This window comes from uncultured Legionella sp., from assembly GCF_937871865.1.
Lineage (GTDB): Bacteria > Pseudomonadota > Gammaproteobacteria > Legionellales > Legionellaceae > Legionella.
On sequence record NZ_CALMPD010000018.1, the window covers coordinates 1 to 18,391 of the forward strand.

Genomic DNA, 18,391 nt, shown 5'->3' on the forward strand with positions numbered 1-18,391 from the left:
AATGCCGCTGAGAGGAATCGAACCTCCCACCTTTTGATTACGAATTAGTGAATTATGGGTTTTTGCCGATTAGACACTCTTATAAATTCTTTTAATATCCTTTTATTTACTTGATGTTACAGCATTATTACGTTATAAGTTCTATTAATGGATTTTAAATAATTGTGCGACACAGTTGCGACACATTCAAAAACGAGTGTAAAAGTTAATTATGAAAATAACCAAAACAAACGTTGAAAACCTACCCCTTCCTCAAGCAACGGAAATAGGAAAAACCACACAAAAAAGATATTACGATGACAACCTAAAAGGCTTCGGCATACGTGTGACTTCTGGGGGAGCAAAAGCCTTTTTCGTTGAAAAATTCATAAATAAGAAACGCTGTCGCATTACTTTAGGGCATTACCCGGAATTGACTGCTGAAATGGCAAAAAACAAAGCCCTGCATCTTTTAGGGCAAATCGCCATGGGCATTGATCCAGTTGCTGAGAAGAAGGCAACTGAGGTTCGAGATATAACTTTGAATCAAGTCTTTAAAGACTACCTAAAAACCAGAAAGAACTTAAAACCCAGAACTATAGATAATTACAAACACATATTAGATAAAGCCTTCACGAGCTGGAAGAGTAAACCTATGTTATCGATCACCAGAGATCGTATAGCTAAATACCACGAAAAGCTGGGCAACGATCATGGCGAAGCCTATGCTAATTTAGCCATGCGAATCCTAAGAGCTTTATTCAATTTTGCAGCTGGCCAGTATGAAGACAACAGTGGTCACTCTCTTTTCATCGATAACCCAGTAAAACGCCTATCGCAAACACGTGCCTGGTATCGCATCGAAAGACGAAAAACCTATATAAAGTCTCATGAACTAGCCGCATGGTATGCTGGTTTACAACAAATCCAAAACGATACATTACGAGATTATTTGTTGCTAATCTTATTAACAGGTCTACGCCGACAAGAAGCAGCGACTTTGAAATGGTCTGATCTCGACTTAAAAGCAAAATCATTCACTATCAATAAAACCAAAAACAATGAATCCCACACCCTCCCCCTTTCTGATTTTCTTTATGATTTGCTGATTGCCAGAAAAGAAAAAGCAATTAATGACTATATTTTCCCGGGACCGGGTGCAGCTGGTCATATTATCGAACCACGTAAGACTATGGCACACGTGATAAAAAATTCCGGTGTTCATTTTACTGTACATGATTTGAGGCGTACTTTTATCACCATTGCAGAAAGTCTGGATATCCCTGCTTATGCATTGAAGCGTTTAATGAACCATAAGATGAGTAATGATGTAACTGCTGGATATATTATTGTTGATGTTGAACGTCTTAGAAAGCCAATGCAATTAATTACGGACTATATTTTAAAGTGCATGGGAGTAGTAAAATCAGCAGAGATACTCCAACTCGAACAAATAAAAAAAGAACCACGTGGATTTGTATGAATGTATTAATCTTGATAAGGCAATGTCATTATGAACCGAGCAGATAAAGAAGAGTCATCAATTATTGAATTTTTGAACTTCATCGCTAGAGACATTCAACAAAGCAAAAAAAATCTGACAACTATAAATAAGGATTTACTAATTAGCATTCAATCTTTAGTTGCAAATGTAGAAGTTAATTTAGATGAACCTTTAGTCGAAGATGAAAATGCTTTACTTTGTACAATTGAAAATCACAGAAACACTTGACTCTAAAGGCATCAGTTTCAGTAAGTTCCACTTCGGAACTTACTGCCCCACACAGATTCTGTAAAACAACTTTAAATATATATATGATGTACTAGACATATATTTGCTCATTGATGCTATACTAAAACAATATTATGAGATTTTTTCTCTTTTAAGCTGTTTTATAATTTCATTTTTATTTTTTAACTTAATTAAACGTGAAAATATCACATTGAGGATATTAAAATGATAATAAGTTTCTCTCTAGAAAACTGGATGTCTTTTCGAGATAAATCTACCTTTTCTATGGTGGCCAGTCGAGAACGCCAACATTCTGAGCGAGTTCCAAAACTTAGTAAATATTCAATGGGGGTTTTACCAATTGCTGCCATCTATGGGGGGAATGCATCGGGAAAGACTAATTTTTTTAAAGCATTAAATTTTGCAAAATTGATAGTGGTTAAAGGCACCCAACCCGATAGTCTTATTCCCGTAGAAATGTTTCGATTAGATTCACAAAGCGCAGAAAACCCTTCTTGCTTTTCATTTGAACTATTAATAGATGAAATAATTTATGACTTCAGTTTTAAAATAACAAAAAAAAGAGTTATCGAAGAAAGTCTTATTAAGATAACTAGTACCAGTGAAACTATTCTATATAAGCGCTTAAATGATAGAATAAAATTTGATAAATCACTGGAAAAAGATGTTTTCCTAAAATTTGCATTTAAAGGAACTAGAGATAATCAACTTTTCTTAACAAATTCAGTATCCCAAAAAGTTGATAACTTCAAACCAGTATATAATTGGTTCAAAAACAATCTTGAATTAATAGCCCCTGATTCAAGATTTGAGCCGTTTGAACAATTTATTGATGAAGATCATCCCCTTTATGTAACTATGAATGAAATGCTCCCTCAACTTGACACTGGAATTTCTCATATAGGCGGAGAAATTGTTCCCTTTGAGCATCTGCTTTTCCCCGAGCCTCTAAAAAGCAAGTTAAGGGAAGATTTAAAAGAAGGGATGACCGTGAGAATGTCATCCGAGCCATTTAATGATAGATATATTATAACTCGTAAGAACAATGAGTTAATAGCAAAAAAACTGGTTGCCTTCCATCCTAAATCCGATGGAACTGAAGCTAAGTTTGACATATATCAAGAATCTGATGGCTCTCAACGAATCATAGATCTTTTACCTGCATTTCTTGAATTATCGTCGCCGCAATCAAAAAATGTATACATTATTGATGAAGTTGATCGTAGTCTACATCCTTTACTTACACGACAATTAGTAGAGAATTACTTAGATAGTTGTACACATGAAACTAGAAGCCAGTTACTTTTTACAACTCACAACGGTTTACTTATGGATCAAAGTTTGTTTCGTAGGGATGAAATGTGGGTTGCTGAAAGAAACTCCACCGGCCAGTCAAGTATGATCTCTTTTAGCGAATATAAAGATGTTCGTTATGATAAAGATATCCGAAAAAGCTACTTGCAAGGCCGCTTAGGTGGTATCCCACGCATTCAAACAGGCCCTTTTTCATTTGATAAAAACAATAAAACGAGAGAAATATGTCACAACGACGTAAATTTCAAAGAGTAATAGGACAGCGGCGTTATCGTAAATTATTTGTTATTGCTGCTGAAGGTAGAGTTACTGAGCATCAATATTTTACAATTTTTAATAATGACCAATCTGTAATAAAAGTAAAATGTCTTAAAAATAAAGACCAGAGTGCTCCCCTAAATATATTAAAGCGTATGAAAGAATACCTAAAAGAGGAATCGCTCCTAAACACCGATGAAGCATGGTTAGTCATCGACAAGGATCAATGGAATGATGACCAATTAAATCAGTTATATAATTGGTCAATTACTCAAGAAAACTATGGATTTGCCTTATCAAATCCCAACTTTGAATATTGGATATTACTGCATTTCGAAGATGGCTTCAGGATTAATAGTTCTCGCGATTGTACAGAAAGACTGAATAAATATCTTCCAAATTATAAAAAAGCAGTGGATATTAAAAAGATAAACTCAGATATGATTCAGGAAGCAATTCGTCGTGCAAAGGAACGTGATAAACCTCCATGTACAGATTGGCCTCGTGGAATTGCTAGTACTACAGTTTATAGATTAATTGAAAAAATTATTCAATCAAGTAATGCGAGGGAGAGGACTTGAACCTCTCTCTGGTTTTTCCTGGAAGATTTAAAAACTGGATTAATGCAAAATCTCTTATTTAGATTGATAGCACCCTACCTGGCCTCGCAAAAACCATGCTTCGCACCAAACACAAATTATAATGATTGAATTAATATAAAACATAAGCTTCTCCATAAATATTTTTATGAAAGGCCATGCTATCAATCCAAACAAGATTTCTACATTTGCCTGAATCTGAATCTTTATATCCAAGACATTATACAAATTTATTTGATAATTATATTTGCATTTTGTCTTTATTATAGTACTAAAAATATTTATAATAAAGCTGTTGTTAGCTATTTAAAGTCCGTCTCACTTCCTGGAGCATTCTGAACTGTATTGATTACTTGATCATTGATTTTATTTGGCACTGTTTCATATTGTTCAATTGCCTTCACCAGTGTATCAAATATATCCGAAAAGCGTGAAAAATCTATTGTATCTTGTTTAGGGCGTATGACCTTTTCTACTAATACGTGTTTGCCATAATGCCGCTGTGAGTCAAAACCATTACCATTTTCAGGAGAGAATATTTTTTCTCCTAATTTAGTTTCTAATACTGATTTTTCGAAAAAACCCTCTATTATAAGATCTTCCTGAGGATTTCTGATCGGTAATAACACAACATAAAGATTTTCTATAACAGAATAAATGAAGTTATTTTTTCGATCATAATCTACATTAGTCTTTTTAAATTTATTTGCCAAACATTGTACGACATCACCAGCAGCCTTATCATTATCGAGCAACACGATAACAGGGCTTCGTGGAATTTGTTTTGTAAATGCAATGTTTTTCTTGTAGTTTTCTATAAATTTCTTGAGTTGACTCGTACCAGCATTGATATGCATAACTTCGCTAATTCGTTCCGTGAAATTAAAAAAATCAAGTTGATGTGGGAGAAGATATTTACCCTGTTTTTTAAGTTGCTTTATTGCTATTTTTAAATAGGCCACATCGGTTTTACCTTCACAGATAATCAATGGTTTTTCAAGTGCAATAAAATAGCGAAAATACAAAAACTGAGAATATAAATTTATTATATTATGCTGTTCACCACTTGGCTTATGACAAGGCTCCTTATTGCAATGATTTTTTTGTTTTATAAAATAAATATGACCTAATATTCCGTTAAGCTGCTGTAAAGTACCTGGTTTACATTCATCCCCTAATAGAAAAAAGTTACCTGTACAAAATAGAGCATGACACATCGCTCTAGCGGAACGATAATATTCTTTTTTAATATTAACTTTTTTATTTACAACGAGACCAGTAACAACCTGTCTTGAAGACTTCGTTTGAAGCCTAGTTTTCAATGAGTTTATTTGAAAACCTGAATATATAATGATGTTTTCTATTTCCTTATTTAGGCTCCATTTCATTGACTCTTCTGTGTATATAGCTAATTTTATGGGAATTTCTTGGTTTGTAGATAGTGTTATATCGTCAACATAACGCGAATAAGAACATCTGTTTTTTTTTGCCCATCGAACTAACCGTATATCAAGAATATGAGCAATAAGATTAGTTATAATGGGTGAACAAGGACTTCCTTGTGGTAATTCATTCTTAAAACACGCGATTTGTGCAATTAAAGTGGCAACTGATGGGTGCAAACCAAAATGGTTATTTTTGATAAAAAAACCACGTACTCGTCCAAAATTAAATGAACCGAAAAATCCAGATAAGTCAAAATTTAATACATATCTTTTATTTTGATGATTGTGAGCATTAGTATGGATGCCAATAGGTACATCATTTTTTTTATTTGAATTAATTTCTGCTTTTTTTCTAAATCCATGCGACAAAGCTCTAGGTGTGGGCTGAGGTTTAGAGCGTTCTATTTCTAGTACGCAATGTTGAAGTAAATTTGCTAGGCATCTCTGTATATGTTTAAGTCTTTCGTGGGGTGCATTAATTATTCGTTCCCCACCAGCTTTCTTTGGGATTCCAAATTGCGTGTATTTAATTTCATCTGGTAAAATAAAAAGAACATACGATAATTGAGAGGCTTTAAGATTTAACAGGACTGCAAGATCCTGAATAGTTGTTGCAGCTTTAAGTTTCTCTAAATATGCCATGTGTTAATCAAGGTAATTAAATTAGTTAGCTTATGAACACTCTTATGCAAAACTACTACTATCTACTAACTAGTAATTGCTGCTGCATTTAAAATGCGTAATGAAGCAAAGTATCCAACATTGGATAAATATATCGCGAAACGCGATAGCAAATCTGTTCATAAGCTTAGTTTACTATACTATGGTTAGCTGTATTATGAAATATTAGTGTGGTCTGTAGTTTTACTACTGCGTCACTAGTGATTTATCTGCAGTGACGCAGCAACATTTACCGTCTATAACCCATCCCTACCAAGCATCAAAAAACCATCCGTCCTGACGCACCAGATAAGATAGGACAAAATATTCCCTGAAACGGTATTGCTCCCAGATCTGCACTTTGCTATTTTTTAAATGAAGCATGACTGATGAATCGGTGAAAATCCGATGAAACGCTTAGGCGTCTTATGCTAAGCCACTCTCATTCCCTAACCTTGTGGCTGGACGTTTAGTCGGGAAACCCTTCAGGAACCTTTGCCATTCGGTAAGGGGAGTTCTTCGGGACTCTAAGTCATTTCATTTGACCATGGATTAGAGATAAAGCCCTGCTTTATCACTTTCGTTTACTTTATCTATTGAGGAGAAAAACCAACCAGAAAAACTATAGCAGCAGGCAAGATCGTTTGCCTTATAACGATTGATTTGCCCCCTTCTTCGAGCTTTACGGCTTTGCCGGGTTTCAACAGAGAGTGAACCGCTCGACCAACACTAAACAATACACAGGGCATTTATTTTTTAACTCATTTTTGCGGATAGGAAGATGCGTACACAATCCTTAAGACAATTCGCTAATCGACAAATCAAACAGGATAGGCAAGGTAAATACCTCTATCGTAAGCACCGTGCCTATGTCATCCATAAGATGATTGATGACTTGTTTGTTATTCGGCAAATGCCACCTTCATGGCAGGCTTTGCAATCTGAACAAGTTCATAAGCTGGTGCGTTACTGGAAAAAACAGAATATTAATCCAGTTACTATCATGCGATACATGACCATCATTCGTCGTTTTTTGCAGATGAACAATTGTCCTATTAATGATATTGATAATCAAACACTCGAACTTTCAAGACCCAAAGCAAGAAAAAAAAGGAAGAAAACAATCACTCCAGATAGTTGGAAGTCGCTTCATGATCCTATAGCCAGAGTGATCATGGGATTACAAACAGAGTTTGGACTCACATTTAAAGAAGCAATTCTGGTTAAGCCACATATTCAAGTTAAAGAAGACTCACTTTGGATAACCCGAGACATTGCTTTTAATTCCAGCGACCGTACCATACCTGTACGAACTGAAAGCCAGAAAGCGGTACTCAATCTTTTCAACTGGCTCACGCAACAAGATGGTAACTTGCTCCAATTAAAATCTTATGAAGAAATCCGCATCATCTGGCGCAGTGCATTAACAAAGCACCGTTTATCCAGTACCAAAAGCTGGCGATATTTGTATGCCAAACAAATGTATTCTTGCCTGCTGCCTGAATATGAAAATTACAAGACTTGTTTATTGATACGTGATGAGATGGGAATAAAATCTCGAAATACACTTTGGTTATATCTTAAAGAATAAAAATTTATCTGGGACAATTGGGACATGAGGGACAGCCCGTAAATACTGGCTTGTGGCCGTCCCAAGATGTCCCAACATTTCAAAATAATGGGACAAATAGTTCTGATTTATCGAAATAGGATTACTCTCCACCCCAGATTTTATCTGTAAACATGTATAGTCTGGGTGTTCCAACCCCCTTAATTCTTGGTTTATGAGAGGGCAATCCATCGGCTGCGGGCTTTAGCCAACCTTCATTCATTAATACACGGACTACCATTCTAGGCTCAAACCCCATGCATAGTTCTTTTTTAAAGACTTCCGTTAATACCATATACACGCGAAAACCTGCATCATCGGTAAGGTAAAATCCAGCACGATTTTGAATCCTCTCATTGTTTGGCGTTCTGATATTATCAAACCGACTGGCACCATGAGATTCAAAAAAGGCTCTTACTTGAGCTAATATCGCTCTATCCTCCTTATTGCCCTCCATGCCAAAATGTTCCAGCCATGCTCTATAACATTTGTAAGATGCAGAGATAGACTCGCCTTCTTGCCAGCCGGTCAATCCATACTGGCTAGCCAATTCGCCAGCTACAGCAACCAAGGCAAACCGCCGGGCTACGCGGATAATTTGTCCCGTTGAGTCTGGTAAGACAACACTATTCACAAATTCTTGCATCGCACCAGCAATGTCAGTTGCAATACTTGATTGATTTGCCACGACCTTTTGCAGCCATGCTATGCCCACAGCACCATAATACTTGCTGGAGTATTCCTTTAAGGATAAGGCCATGGTAGCAGGGCTGAGTTGATTGTGAATTTTTTCAAAAATCCCTTTTTGCAACCCAGCATCAGCTTCAATATCTGCTAACCGTATTTCTTGACCTGCATTGGTTTTCTGCCCTGCTCTGGCCATCAAAGACATCAAGGATTCCTCACCAGCAGAGAGAAAGAACAATGACCATCGAAACGATGGTTTGACTGTTCCATGACGTGAGGCTCGCGTTTTACCTTGACCATTGGCTAGCAAGTAAGCCGCCTCCCCTGCTTCTTTGGGATCTAGCTGACTTAATTCATCCAGAATTAATAAGCCATCGTTATGCAAAGCTGCCAGTCCTTCAAGTCCATTAGTCGTACTACGCCATAATCGGCAATATGTCTGCGGATTACCCCAAACCGAAGCCGCTACTTTTAAAGCGGTACTTTTACCACTAGAAGATGCACCTCTAAAATGAAATCCGCCTGAATCTTCACCAGCAATCTTTGCCAAAGCAGGAGCAAATGCAGTAGAGATGGCAAATATTAACCGCGAATTGCCAGAGGCAAGACGGCCTATTGAGTCTCTCCAATCATCTACAGTACCGGAAACAGACATAGCAGATTCAATCGCATGGCTATTTTGAAAAACAATTTTTTCAGAGGAATGTCCAAAGATTTGTGAAGGAGTGATAAAGAGATTTTCATGCCACCCCAGTTTCTCAACACAACGTGCACGGTCTTCAACAGGAAACACCTGCAAATAAGTAGCCAGTAAGTCCCGAGCAACTCTATGAGGTGAAATGGTTAAACCAAGGCTAGCCAATTCTCGTCTTACTTCTGATGCATCTCCTTGTAACAAGGCTAATGGCATTGCCCAATGATGTATGACTCCATCATCATCTTGCCATTCGAGTAATCGACCCCACTCCCCACTTTTAGCATCACGAGTTTTAGCCACCACATACAAAGGAGAACAAATCCACTTTGGCGCCATTGGATTACCGTCTTTATCTTTTCCAAGGAAAGACACGCCCTGTTCATTTAATTTAAAACAACCTCCAGCATATTCACAGATTATAGGACTATGACCGTTCTTGTTTTTTAAGGTAATAATTTGATTTTGCAACATCACTGTTTCTCCGACAACGTCCAAGGAAGATAGAAACCCTATCCATCCGTGAACAATCTATTTCTTCTATGGGATTTATTCATTGACCAGTGAAAGCAGTTCACCTCGGTCACCAGTAGAGCGATAGATTTTCTGTTGTTGGAGAAAAGACAACACGTCACTTTTTCGATACAAAACCTTACGGCCTATTTTAAGGTAGGGAACACCCTTTCCTTCCCAACGATTGCGTTCCAAAAGTTGGGTGGAACAATCTAAAACAGCCGCCAAAGTGTGTTGATTAAACAACGCAGAAATTGGTGCGGATTCAAATTCGTTTAATAGTTGTAAACGAGATAATTTTTTATTCATATGGAACCTCATCAAATGATTATTCATTCAGCTTAATGCCGACGGTATGCGTCCTGCTCGATGAATATCAGTTGACTGTCCGGCCGGATAATAGTCGTGATATTTCATTTTCCGTGACTTTTATGGAACCGTAGATCCGCAAAAGTTTACTGCTCGCGATAAGTATTGCTTGGAATTTAAAAGGCCGTCAAGCCTTTTAAAGCCTGGTGATCTGATTGTTATTAAATGATATTGATTGTTACTAAAAAAAATTTGCTGGCAAGATTTGTCCCATTTGTCCCAAGTGAACTTTTTACATTGGGACACATAGAATCTAATGTTTATAAGGTTGTCCCCATGTCCCAATTGCCCCATTTTTTAGGTAATTGTTTACCTTTTAAATTAATTAATGACGATAGCTTAAAGCCGAAAGCTCGCTTATTCAGACAAATAATACATTAATAATTTGCTATAATGTATTTAAAATACATGGATGTCAGCAAAATGAAAGTTTCACACGACAATATAGAAACATTTATTTATACCCCTGGTAAATACCTAATAATTCCAGATTTCCAGAGACCATATTCTTGGGACAAAGCTAATATCGCATCGTTTATAGAGGATCTTAAATATGTAATGGAGAAAGACATAAATCACTTCTTCGGCAGCATAGTTTATATAAATGATGGTCATAATAAAACAATTATTGATGGACAACAAAGAGCTACAACTGTACTTCTTATGCTTACAGCCTTATATCACATAATAGAAAGTAACTCTTCTTTATCCAATATACCTGCTGAAGCTATCAGAGAACAATATCTTTATAACAGCCAACCTTACAGTGAAGAACAAAACAGAATTAAACTGCGGACTGTCACAACAGATAATGAAATTTTTGAACTAATATTTGAGAAAAAAAAATTAGTGAATGATCAAAAAGGAAGTAAATTGTATCAGGCATATGAACATTTTTATGCATATTTTAAAGAAAAAGATAACTTACATAAATATATAAATGCTTTATCTAAATTTGAAATTGTTACAATTGCTCTTGATTCTTCAGACGATAATCCACAAAAAATTTTTGAGAGCATTAATTCAACAGGAAAACCGTTAACTGATGGAGATAAAATCAGAAATTTTGCATTAATGCTTAACAACGAAAAATCTCGTAATTTTGTTTTAAGAGATTGCTGGAAGAAAATTGAACAAGAATTAACGAAAGCAAATAAAGATTATATATCTGACTTTTTCAAATATTTTCTTATAAGTAAACTATGCAAGGATATAAAGATTGAAGAGGTCTATCCTGAATTTAAAAATTTATTCTTATCGAGCAAGAAAGATAAAAAAGATGAAATCGATTACCTCAAATCATTTTACGATGAAGTTGTTTCTTTTTTAGAGCATTATATTTTTCTTAAATTTAATAAAGATGTTGATAATTATTCCACTTCAATTAAGGATTCCGGGTTTAGATTAAATTATTTAAGTATTGAAACACCATTTCCTTATTTAATGCAGGTACTAGAACAATATAAGCAAGGAGCTATTGATGATAAGGAAATTATCAAAATATTTAGAATAATTGAAAGTTATTTAGCTCGAAGAATTATCTGTAACATACCGACAACTGGGTTAAATAAGCTTTTCTCCGGGCTACACAAGGAAATAAAAAATTCATTACAACAATATCCAGATCAAAAATATTCCGACATATTGGTATACATAATAACTAATAAGTGGGGCGGACTTAGGATGCCTAAAACAACAGAGATAAAATATGCTGTTGAAAATAATCCTATTTATACTCAACGCAATAACTATATTTATTTTATATTAAGTTCAATTGATGATAGATCCAAAGAATCAAACTTATTAAGACAAATTTCAAGTGGCGAGATCGAGTTAACAATAGAGCATATCATGCCAAAATCACTCAATAACTCATGGAAAGAATCATTGGGTGAAGACTATGAAGATGATTATAGAAAGTACCTACATACTTTACCTAATCTAACTCTTACAGGGTATAATTCAAAATATTCAAACTCTGGTTTTCAAGCAAAAAAATCTATGGCAAATGGATTTAATGAAAGTCCTCTAGCAATAAATAAATTTATAAAAAGTATGGAGAATTGGAACAGAGAATCCCTGGAAATAAGAAGCGATTGGTGGGTAAATCAAATCGATGAATTGTGGCCAATTCCAGAATCATTATTCAAACCTGATACTAAAGAAAAAGAATTATATTTGATGGAAGATAACGATTTTAGTAACTCGAAAATAAAAGATATTATTATTTTGGGAGACTCTTATAATTGCAATAAATGGACTTTAGCTATGGAAATTATTTTAAGTAAATTTTTTCTACTTGAAGATCAACTCTACGATTTTATAGTATCAGACTCATACTTGTCCAAATATATCAAAGCCGAAGATAATGGCTTTAGGCGCTCATCTACAATAGAAGGAACACGATATTTCTATGAAACAAACTTAAATGTTAATAAAAAAAGGGACATAATTGTGCGTTTGGCCGATTATCTAGGATTAGAAAAAACAGATATAAAAGTAATTCTAGCAGATTGAATAGTAATATGGTTTGTATGGAGTAACTTTTCGCCCTTCAAATTTATATATCCGTATTTAAGTTTAAGAACCTGAACTAAATGACCAATTTATACAGTACATACAAATTTTAGGTATTAATCTCAAAACAGCTAATTATTACAGCAAAAGCAACACGTAACTTTAGAATTATTAGCTATTTTAAGCTTGCTACTTATATGGTCAGTATATGTAGACGAAAAGCAAAAAATGTAAGCATAACAGTTACTCCTTATATTATGGATTACACCCTGCTACTGTAACAAAAAAAACTTGATGGTGCAAATAATATTTTTTATTGGATTAAACCTGAAACCAAAGGGGCAATTTTCGCTATAGCATCATGAAACCCTGAGATTGCAGCAACTTTTTCAATTTTAGACCAAATGTATCCTACAATAGTTTTATCAGGGCTATTTTTTGCTAATTGGTCTTTTAAAGTTTCTATATCCACTGAAACTTCAAGCTTTTGGTTATCATCCAAATTACTATTAGCGATAGTTTGCTTTAATGTTTCTAACTCATCGTGAAGAGGCTTATAATTTACATTCACAATATTACCATTACCAATGGTGATAATGCTGCCTTCACCACCAATATTTATTCCCGGATATCTGATATTTTCACGATAAGCAGAAGGAGCTTCTAATTTATCTATTCCAGCCGAAGATATCACATACCAAGTTAAACTTGAAGGAATAGTATTTCCTTCTTTTGTTTTAACTGTTTTAGTTATTTCTGACTCATTAATCCATCCTTTATCTATTAAATAGGTCAGATTTGCAATAACCTCTTTTGGAGAAAGACCAAAGCAATCCTTTAGTCCTTTTTTAATTTCACTAATTTTAGCTTCAGAACCATTTTTACCTCGTCGACTTTTAGCAGAAGCATTTCTATCATAAAACCACTGCAAAATTTGGTTTCGAATTTTATCATTCGGATTCATACTATATCCTTATAACACTTTAACTTATCCCTTGTTACTGCGACACATGTGCGACACAAAAACACACCCTCTGAAAAAAATTTAGTAACTTATTGATTTTACTATGCCGCTGATGTGAATCGAACACACGACCTTTTGATTACGAATCAACTGCTCTACCAACTGAGCTACAGCGGCATATAAAAAGTATACTTAACTTGGGTGATGTTGCAATACTACTCCTCTGGTTCTGTTCGTGTTTCCATAAATGGTAGAAGTTGATGATTTGGTTTAGTGAGAAGCTGGCATTATTACAGCGAGGCAATGGTGATTAAGGCATTCTGATTTGTCAGCTGAAAAAGAGGAAGGAAGGTATAAAAGGCTAAATAAGAAAATAAGCCATACATCATCCATCCTTATATACTGAAGTGTAATGAATCTTACCGGACTAAGTCGTGAGTCAAATATGCTTTAAAAACAAGACAAAACTGAGATTTGTTAATTCAATTTTTTATGGATTTTTTGATAGAAATCAGAGTGCTAAATGCAGTGTCTAATACCGAATCAGGTAAGGGTTAAAATTGATTTTTCTATCTGCCACAATCATTAAAAAACTTTCTTTTAAAAGCTCAAAAATTATGCTATAAACGCCCCAAATTGCATCCTAAAACATAACAATGATTTAAACGAAATTAATTAATAACCTGGAATCTAATTTGTATATTTTGATTGAGAATGGTTTTATAATTTTTCAGTTAAATATAATATTAGAGTTTAAACCTTAAATAACTATGTGAGAAATAAACAGCCTGTGAAAACATCAACCTTAGCAAAACCCATTAAAGACAGTGGCTATCGCCGTGGGTTAAAAGACCGTCATGTTCAGCTAATTGCTTTAGGGGGGATCGTTGGATCCGGGTATTTTCTTGGAACTGGCGAGGTTATTAATCTTGTTGGTCCAGCAGTATTTATTGCTTACATACTGGGTGGTTTGATTATCTATTTGACCATGTTGTGTATGGGAGAACTCGCTGTAGCGATTCCCATATCAGGTTCCTTTGTAACTTATACTTCTGATTTCGTATCTCCCGCTGTTGCCTGTGGAGTAGGCTGGTCCTATTGGATTAGCTGGATTGCTTATATTCCTGCTGAATGTGTCGCTGGCGGGATAATTATGGAAATGTTTACTGGTATCAATGGGTATATTTGGGCCATTTGTTTCGGTTTACTTATTACGTACATAAATCTATCCAAAGTCGATACATTTGGGGAAATCGAATTTTGGCTGGCTTTAGTTAAAATTATCGCCTTGATGGCGTTTGTAGTTTTAGCAATATTAATATTTTTCGGCATTATACATGGTTCCGAACCTGCTGGAATTATTGGGTTTAAGTACCTTTTAGGTGATGGTGGCTTACTTCCAAATGGCGCCATGTCCTTATTAACCGCCATGGTTTTACTTCTGGTTAACTATCAAGGTTCAGAAATTATTGGCCTTGCTGCGGGTGAGTCTGAAAATCCAGCTCGTATGATACCCCACGCGATTCGAAATGTTACATTACGAATTCTGTTTATATACATCATTCCAGTATTCTTCCTGGTTTTAATTTTCCCATGGCAAAAGGCTGGTTTATCAAACTCCGTATTTGCTGATGCACTTAATTTATATGGATTGCAATGGGCTGGTGCTGTAACCAGCTTTGTAACTGTAACAGCAACTCTCTCCTGTGCTAATTCAGGTTTTTATGGAACAGTTCGTTCACTAAATGCTCTTGCTCGAGACGGAATGGCCCCTCATGCATTCGCGAAATTTAATAAAAATGCTATTCCTCAGAATGCAGTAATTGCTACTTTGACAGGAGTTTGGTGTTTATTGGGTGTTGGTTACTTTTTTGGTCAAACCAAACTCTACATTGCTTTATTGCTAGTATCCGGTTTTACAGGAACATTAGCATGGATATCCTTATGTCTGTCCCAAATCAGTTTCAGAAGCCGTTTGTATCAGGCGGGATATTCCATCAAGGATCTTCGTTATGTTACGCCCTATTCGCCCTATACAGGTATAGCGGCTATAGTGCTGATGATTTTTGCCTTATTCTTTCTGGTATTGAATAAAGATCCAATGTACAAATTATCATTTGGAATTGGAGTAGCAAGTTTTGTGATCCCCATTGTTATTTATAAATTATTTGATCTATCCAAAGACAGACGCAAAGCCTTACATGTGAAAAGCAGGGTTAAGTTTCAAGATCTGTTTCCTCCGCAATAAAACATTCAGCTTAAACTTTTAAGATAATTACCTCCGACTAACCAGATTATCTGGTTTAGTGGGAGGATATGTAATAACCACTGAAAAAAGCATTCTACCTCTCCGATTTATCATTCTTTTTTAAATGGTATAGCATACCCAACTCAATTTTAGATAATGAAATTTAAAGCTTAACAGTCACTCTATATGCATTTTAGCGAAAATCGCGAGATCAAATATAGCGCAAAGTCTATTTTTCAGTTTTCAAATATAACTTTAATTTGGATAAAACTTTAACATCAATTAACAAATATGAAACAAAAAAAAACAGAAAATTAACAGTTAAATTGTAATTTTAAACCATGATTGATATTGTTTGACCAAATTATTTTGAGCATTAAAATTATAGGTGTCTTATGAAGAATCTTCCTGACGAGCTATATCACAGTCAAGTCGTTGGAAAAATGAGTTATATAGTTAACCTATTGGAAAGGATAGATCCTCATAATCAATGCGACGTTATAAGAGCTGATTTTAAAGAGGAAGTACGATTGATAAAGGAAGCAAACGATTTTCAAAGTCTATTGCATGCCAGCGCTACGGGACAATGCCCTGATTTTGACACCTTAAGTAAAAAATCATTAGTATTACAAGAACTTGACCGGCTAATCACATTCACTCCTTATACCATGAAAAAAGAACGAGTTGAATCCATGTATGCAGACATGAAAAACCAAAATAATCTTTGGTCCAGCTTTTATCATTTCCGGTTAAATGAGCTAGAACAGTTATCTAATACAGCAGGTAAAATGCCCGCTCCCACCCAATATCTCCTTGAGGCGGCTTTAGCCAAATTGCAATTACATTTATCGGAACATGGCATAGTACAAAAAGATGCCGAAGCCATAAAACTGTTTCAATTCGCCTTCAATATGAAAGATCTGGGTTATCGTAGTTTTGAAACACAACTAGCTGCATTTAAAGCGTTTCTAAATAATCAATCGGCCGATTATTCTTTTGCAGATGTTTTAACCGAAGAAAAACTGCAGTTGATTATAAATGAAGTAGTGCAATTAGCAAGCAAGACGATAAGCAGCAAAACGTTACAAAATAAATTAGTCAATCTAAAAATTCGCGGTATTGTAGATAAACAATTATTCAGTAGTGTTGATGAACTCATGAACGATGAGGCTAAGTTACATGTCTTGACTCAGGTTGAGTTAGATAATCAAAAACTTGCTCCAGATGAAGTTGAAGCACTATTTGCAAAAGTTGTAGCATTTTCAATTCATAATCCCCATCAACTGACTACTCTGCTTTGCGATCTTGCATTAATAGGCAAAGCCATTCCAGCACTCAGTACTATTATTAATGAAAAACTTGACTCTTTCGCCCACACTAATAGAACCGAAATCCTAAACTCGGAATTTTTATATCAACTAATATCGCATGTTGTCCGCAGCAAAATTGAATTGGCTAACGTATTAGATGCCCATGCAATTACTCAGACTTTAAATCAATTAAAGGCACAACTAAACAATCCTGGTGCAATTAATTCGAACATGAATCTGAACCAATTAAATCAATTTATCAATCAACAAACCGAAGCTGTTTTATCTGCAATTCCGCTACGTAAGGAAAAACTGGATGCCTTAGGTTTTGGTTTTCCAACGTTCAACGCCATTGAAGAAGCGCTCAATACCCTTGATCCAACAGACAATAGTGGCGTGAATGAAATCGTTGTTGAATTCTATACAGCAATTCAACAAGCAAAAGAAACTCATTTCCAGGATAATCAATTAATAACAAAACAATTGGAACTTATTTCCGCAAACGATTTTAATGAATTTTTCAAAGAGTGTTCTGATGCAGGGAAATCAGCAGCCCAAAAACTGGATGGAAATCGCTCGGGGTTAACTGTCGTAGCAGATGTCTTAAAAGCGATTGCGAACTGGGGAATATACTTATTAAGTTTTGGTACAACGCCTCAGTTTTTCAAAGCGCCCAGAACTGCCGTAAATGATGTAGCTGATGCAGTAAATTCGCTGAAAGCAACTCTAACGAGTACTTTGGAGCACTTGGAGTTGCATGCAGACTCTAATAGTAACAGGGTTGCTAATCCTTAAAGCTATAGGACATACGATGTAGGCGCCGAAAATATTTATGGCCCCTGCTGTTTTTTCCGGCCATTTTGGCCGTCATCCTGAGGGTGCTAGCAGCGAAGGGGATCCAGATCCTTCGCTATCACTGGAGGACGTATTTTTCTTAACGTGTTAGCAAGGGGCTCGATGCCAGATTCTGTGCACTGATCTTTGGCTTCATGGGCAACTCATTGAATGCAACAGCATTAAAGAAAAAGATACAGGTTATACACTAGTCCTAATGCAGCTTCTGTCCATTCGGCACTTTAGGATCAGTAGTGATAAGGCATATTGCTCCATGCTCATCAGAAAACCCAACCAATAAAAATTGCGAAATAAATCCAGCTATGTTTTTCTCACCCAGATTAACACAACCAACAACAGAGCGCCCCAACAAAGTTTCCGGAGTATAATGTACTGTAACCTGTGCTGATGTCTGCAAAATTCCCAAGTCTTTACCAAAATCTACCCACACTTTATAAGCAGGTTTTTTCGCTCGTAAAAACTCTTCAACTTTTACTACGGTACCCGAGCGAAGTTCAATTTTTTCAAAGTCATCATAAGTTGCCAACATGATTCATTCCTATCAAAAAAAGAACAAGTTACCATAATTAAAAAAATTTGTCTTGGAACTTTTTAGAGAAAAATAAGAATAAACAGAC

At 35.4% G+C, this 18,391-nt stretch carries 13 protein-coding genes and 1 tRNA gene; 8 read left to right on the top strand and 6 right to left on the bottom strand.

The window, feature by feature from the left end:
• Positions 1-211 precede the first annotated feature (211 nt).
• The 4 genes from Q0495_RS01025 to Q0495_RS01040 all read left to right on the top strand — a co-directional run bounded on the left by Q0495_RS01025 (position 212) and on the right by Q0495_RS01040 (position 3,885).
• Complete coding sequence (locus Q0495_RS01025) at positions 212-1,462, top strand: tyrosine-type recombinase/integrase (protein WP_298622155.1); 1,251 nt, start codon at positions 212-214, stop codon at positions 1,460-1,462.
• 30 nt (positions 1,463-1,492) lie between these two features.
• The gene (locus Q0495_RS01030; RefSeq protein WP_298622157.1) at positions 1,493-1,711 is read left to right on the top strand and encodes a type II toxin-antitoxin system PrlF family antitoxin; all 219 of its coding nucleotides are present in this window, start codon (positions 1,493-1,495) and stop codon (positions 1,709-1,711) included.
• A 225-nt stretch (positions 1,712-1,936) separates the two neighbouring features.
• Positions 1,937-3,301, top strand: a complete 1,365-nt coding sequence (locus Q0495_RS01035; protein WP_298622159.1) for an ATP/GTP-binding protein — start codon at positions 1,937-1,939, stop codon at positions 3,299-3,301.
• Positions 3,271-3,885: an RloB family protein gene (locus Q0495_RS01040; RefSeq protein ID WP_298622160.1), complete on the top strand. Its 615-nt coding sequence runs from the start codon at positions 3,271-3,273 to the stop codon at positions 3,883-3,885. Before Q0495_RS01035 ends, Q0495_RS01040 begins: the two co-directional genes overlap by 31 nt.
• A gap of 320 nt (positions 3,886-4,205) precedes the next feature.
• Here the strand turns inward: Q0495_RS01040 and Q0495_RS01045 are convergent, their stop codons facing one another.
• Entirely contained in the window at positions 4,206-5,990 is a 1,785-nt protein-coding gene (locus Q0495_RS01045; RefSeq protein ID WP_298622162.1) for a retron Ec67 family RNA-directed DNA polymerase/endonuclease, read from the bottom strand.
• Between the two features lie 799 nt (positions 5,991-6,789).
• Between Q0495_RS01045 and Q0495_RS01050 the strand changes: the two genes are divergently transcribed.
• Positions 6,790-7,599, top strand: coding sequence for an integrase (locus Q0495_RS01050; RefSeq protein ID WP_298622163.1), 810 nt, complete (start codon positions 6,790-6,792; stop codon positions 7,597-7,599).
• 121 nt (positions 7,600-7,720) lie between these two features.
• Here Q0495_RS01050 and Q0495_RS01055 read toward each other — a convergent pair whose 3' ends face one another.
• Together Q0495_RS01055 and Q0495_RS01060 are read right to left on the bottom strand one after the other, a co-directional pair.
• Positions 7,721-9,472, bottom strand: a complete 1,752-nt coding sequence (locus tag Q0495_RS01055) for a DUF927 domain-containing protein (protein WP_298622184.1) — start codon at positions 9,470-9,472, stop codon at positions 7,721-7,723.
• Between the two features lie 75 nt (positions 9,473-9,547).
• Complete coding sequence (locus Q0495_RS01060; RefSeq protein WP_298622165.1) at positions 9,548-9,820, bottom strand: DNA-binding protein; 273 nt, start codon at positions 9,818-9,820, stop codon at positions 9,548-9,550.
• 483 nt (positions 9,821-10,303) lie between these two features.
• Between Q0495_RS01060 and Q0495_RS01065 the strand changes: the two genes are divergently transcribed.
• Entirely contained in the window at positions 10,304-12,397 is a 2,094-nt protein-coding gene (locus tag Q0495_RS01065) for a DUF262 domain-containing protein (protein WP_298622167.1), read from the top strand.
• Positions 12,398-12,710: 313 nt separating this feature from the next.
• On the opposite strand, the gene Q0495_RS01070 is transcribed toward Q0495_RS01065, so the two are convergent.
• Together Q0495_RS01070 and Q0495_RS01075 are read right to left on the bottom strand one after the other, a co-directional pair.
• Positions 12,711-13,361 (bottom strand): hypothetical protein, encoded by a 651-nt coding sequence (locus tag Q0495_RS01070; RefSeq protein WP_298622169.1) that lies wholly within the window; start codon positions 13,359-13,361, stop codon positions 12,711-12,713.
• Positions 13,362-13,465: 104 nt separating this feature from the next.
• Positions 13,466-13,538: transfer RNA gene (locus Q0495_RS01075), tRNA-Thr, on the bottom strand.
• Between the two features lie 613 nt (positions 13,539-14,151).
• Between Q0495_RS01075 and Q0495_RS01080 the strand changes: the two genes are divergently transcribed.
• Together Q0495_RS01080 and Q0495_RS01085 are read left to right on the top strand one after the other, a co-directional pair.
• Positions 14,152-15,609, top strand: coding sequence for an amino acid permease (locus tag Q0495_RS01080; protein WP_298622171.1), 1,458 nt, complete (start codon positions 14,152-14,154; stop codon positions 15,607-15,609).
• Between the two features lie 395 nt (positions 15,610-16,004).
• Positions 16,005-17,714, top strand: coding sequence for a hypothetical protein (locus Q0495_RS01085; RefSeq protein ID WP_298622173.1), 1,710 nt, complete (start codon positions 16,005-16,007; stop codon positions 17,712-17,714).
• Between the two features lie 253 nt (positions 17,715-17,967).
• Here the strand turns inward: Q0495_RS01085 and Q0495_RS01090 are convergent, their stop codons facing one another.
• Positions 17,968-18,303, bottom strand: coding sequence for a tRNA-binding protein (locus Q0495_RS01090; RefSeq protein ID WP_298622175.1), 336 nt, complete (start codon positions 18,301-18,303; stop codon positions 17,968-17,970).
• Positions 18,304-18,391 lie beyond the last annotated feature (88 nt).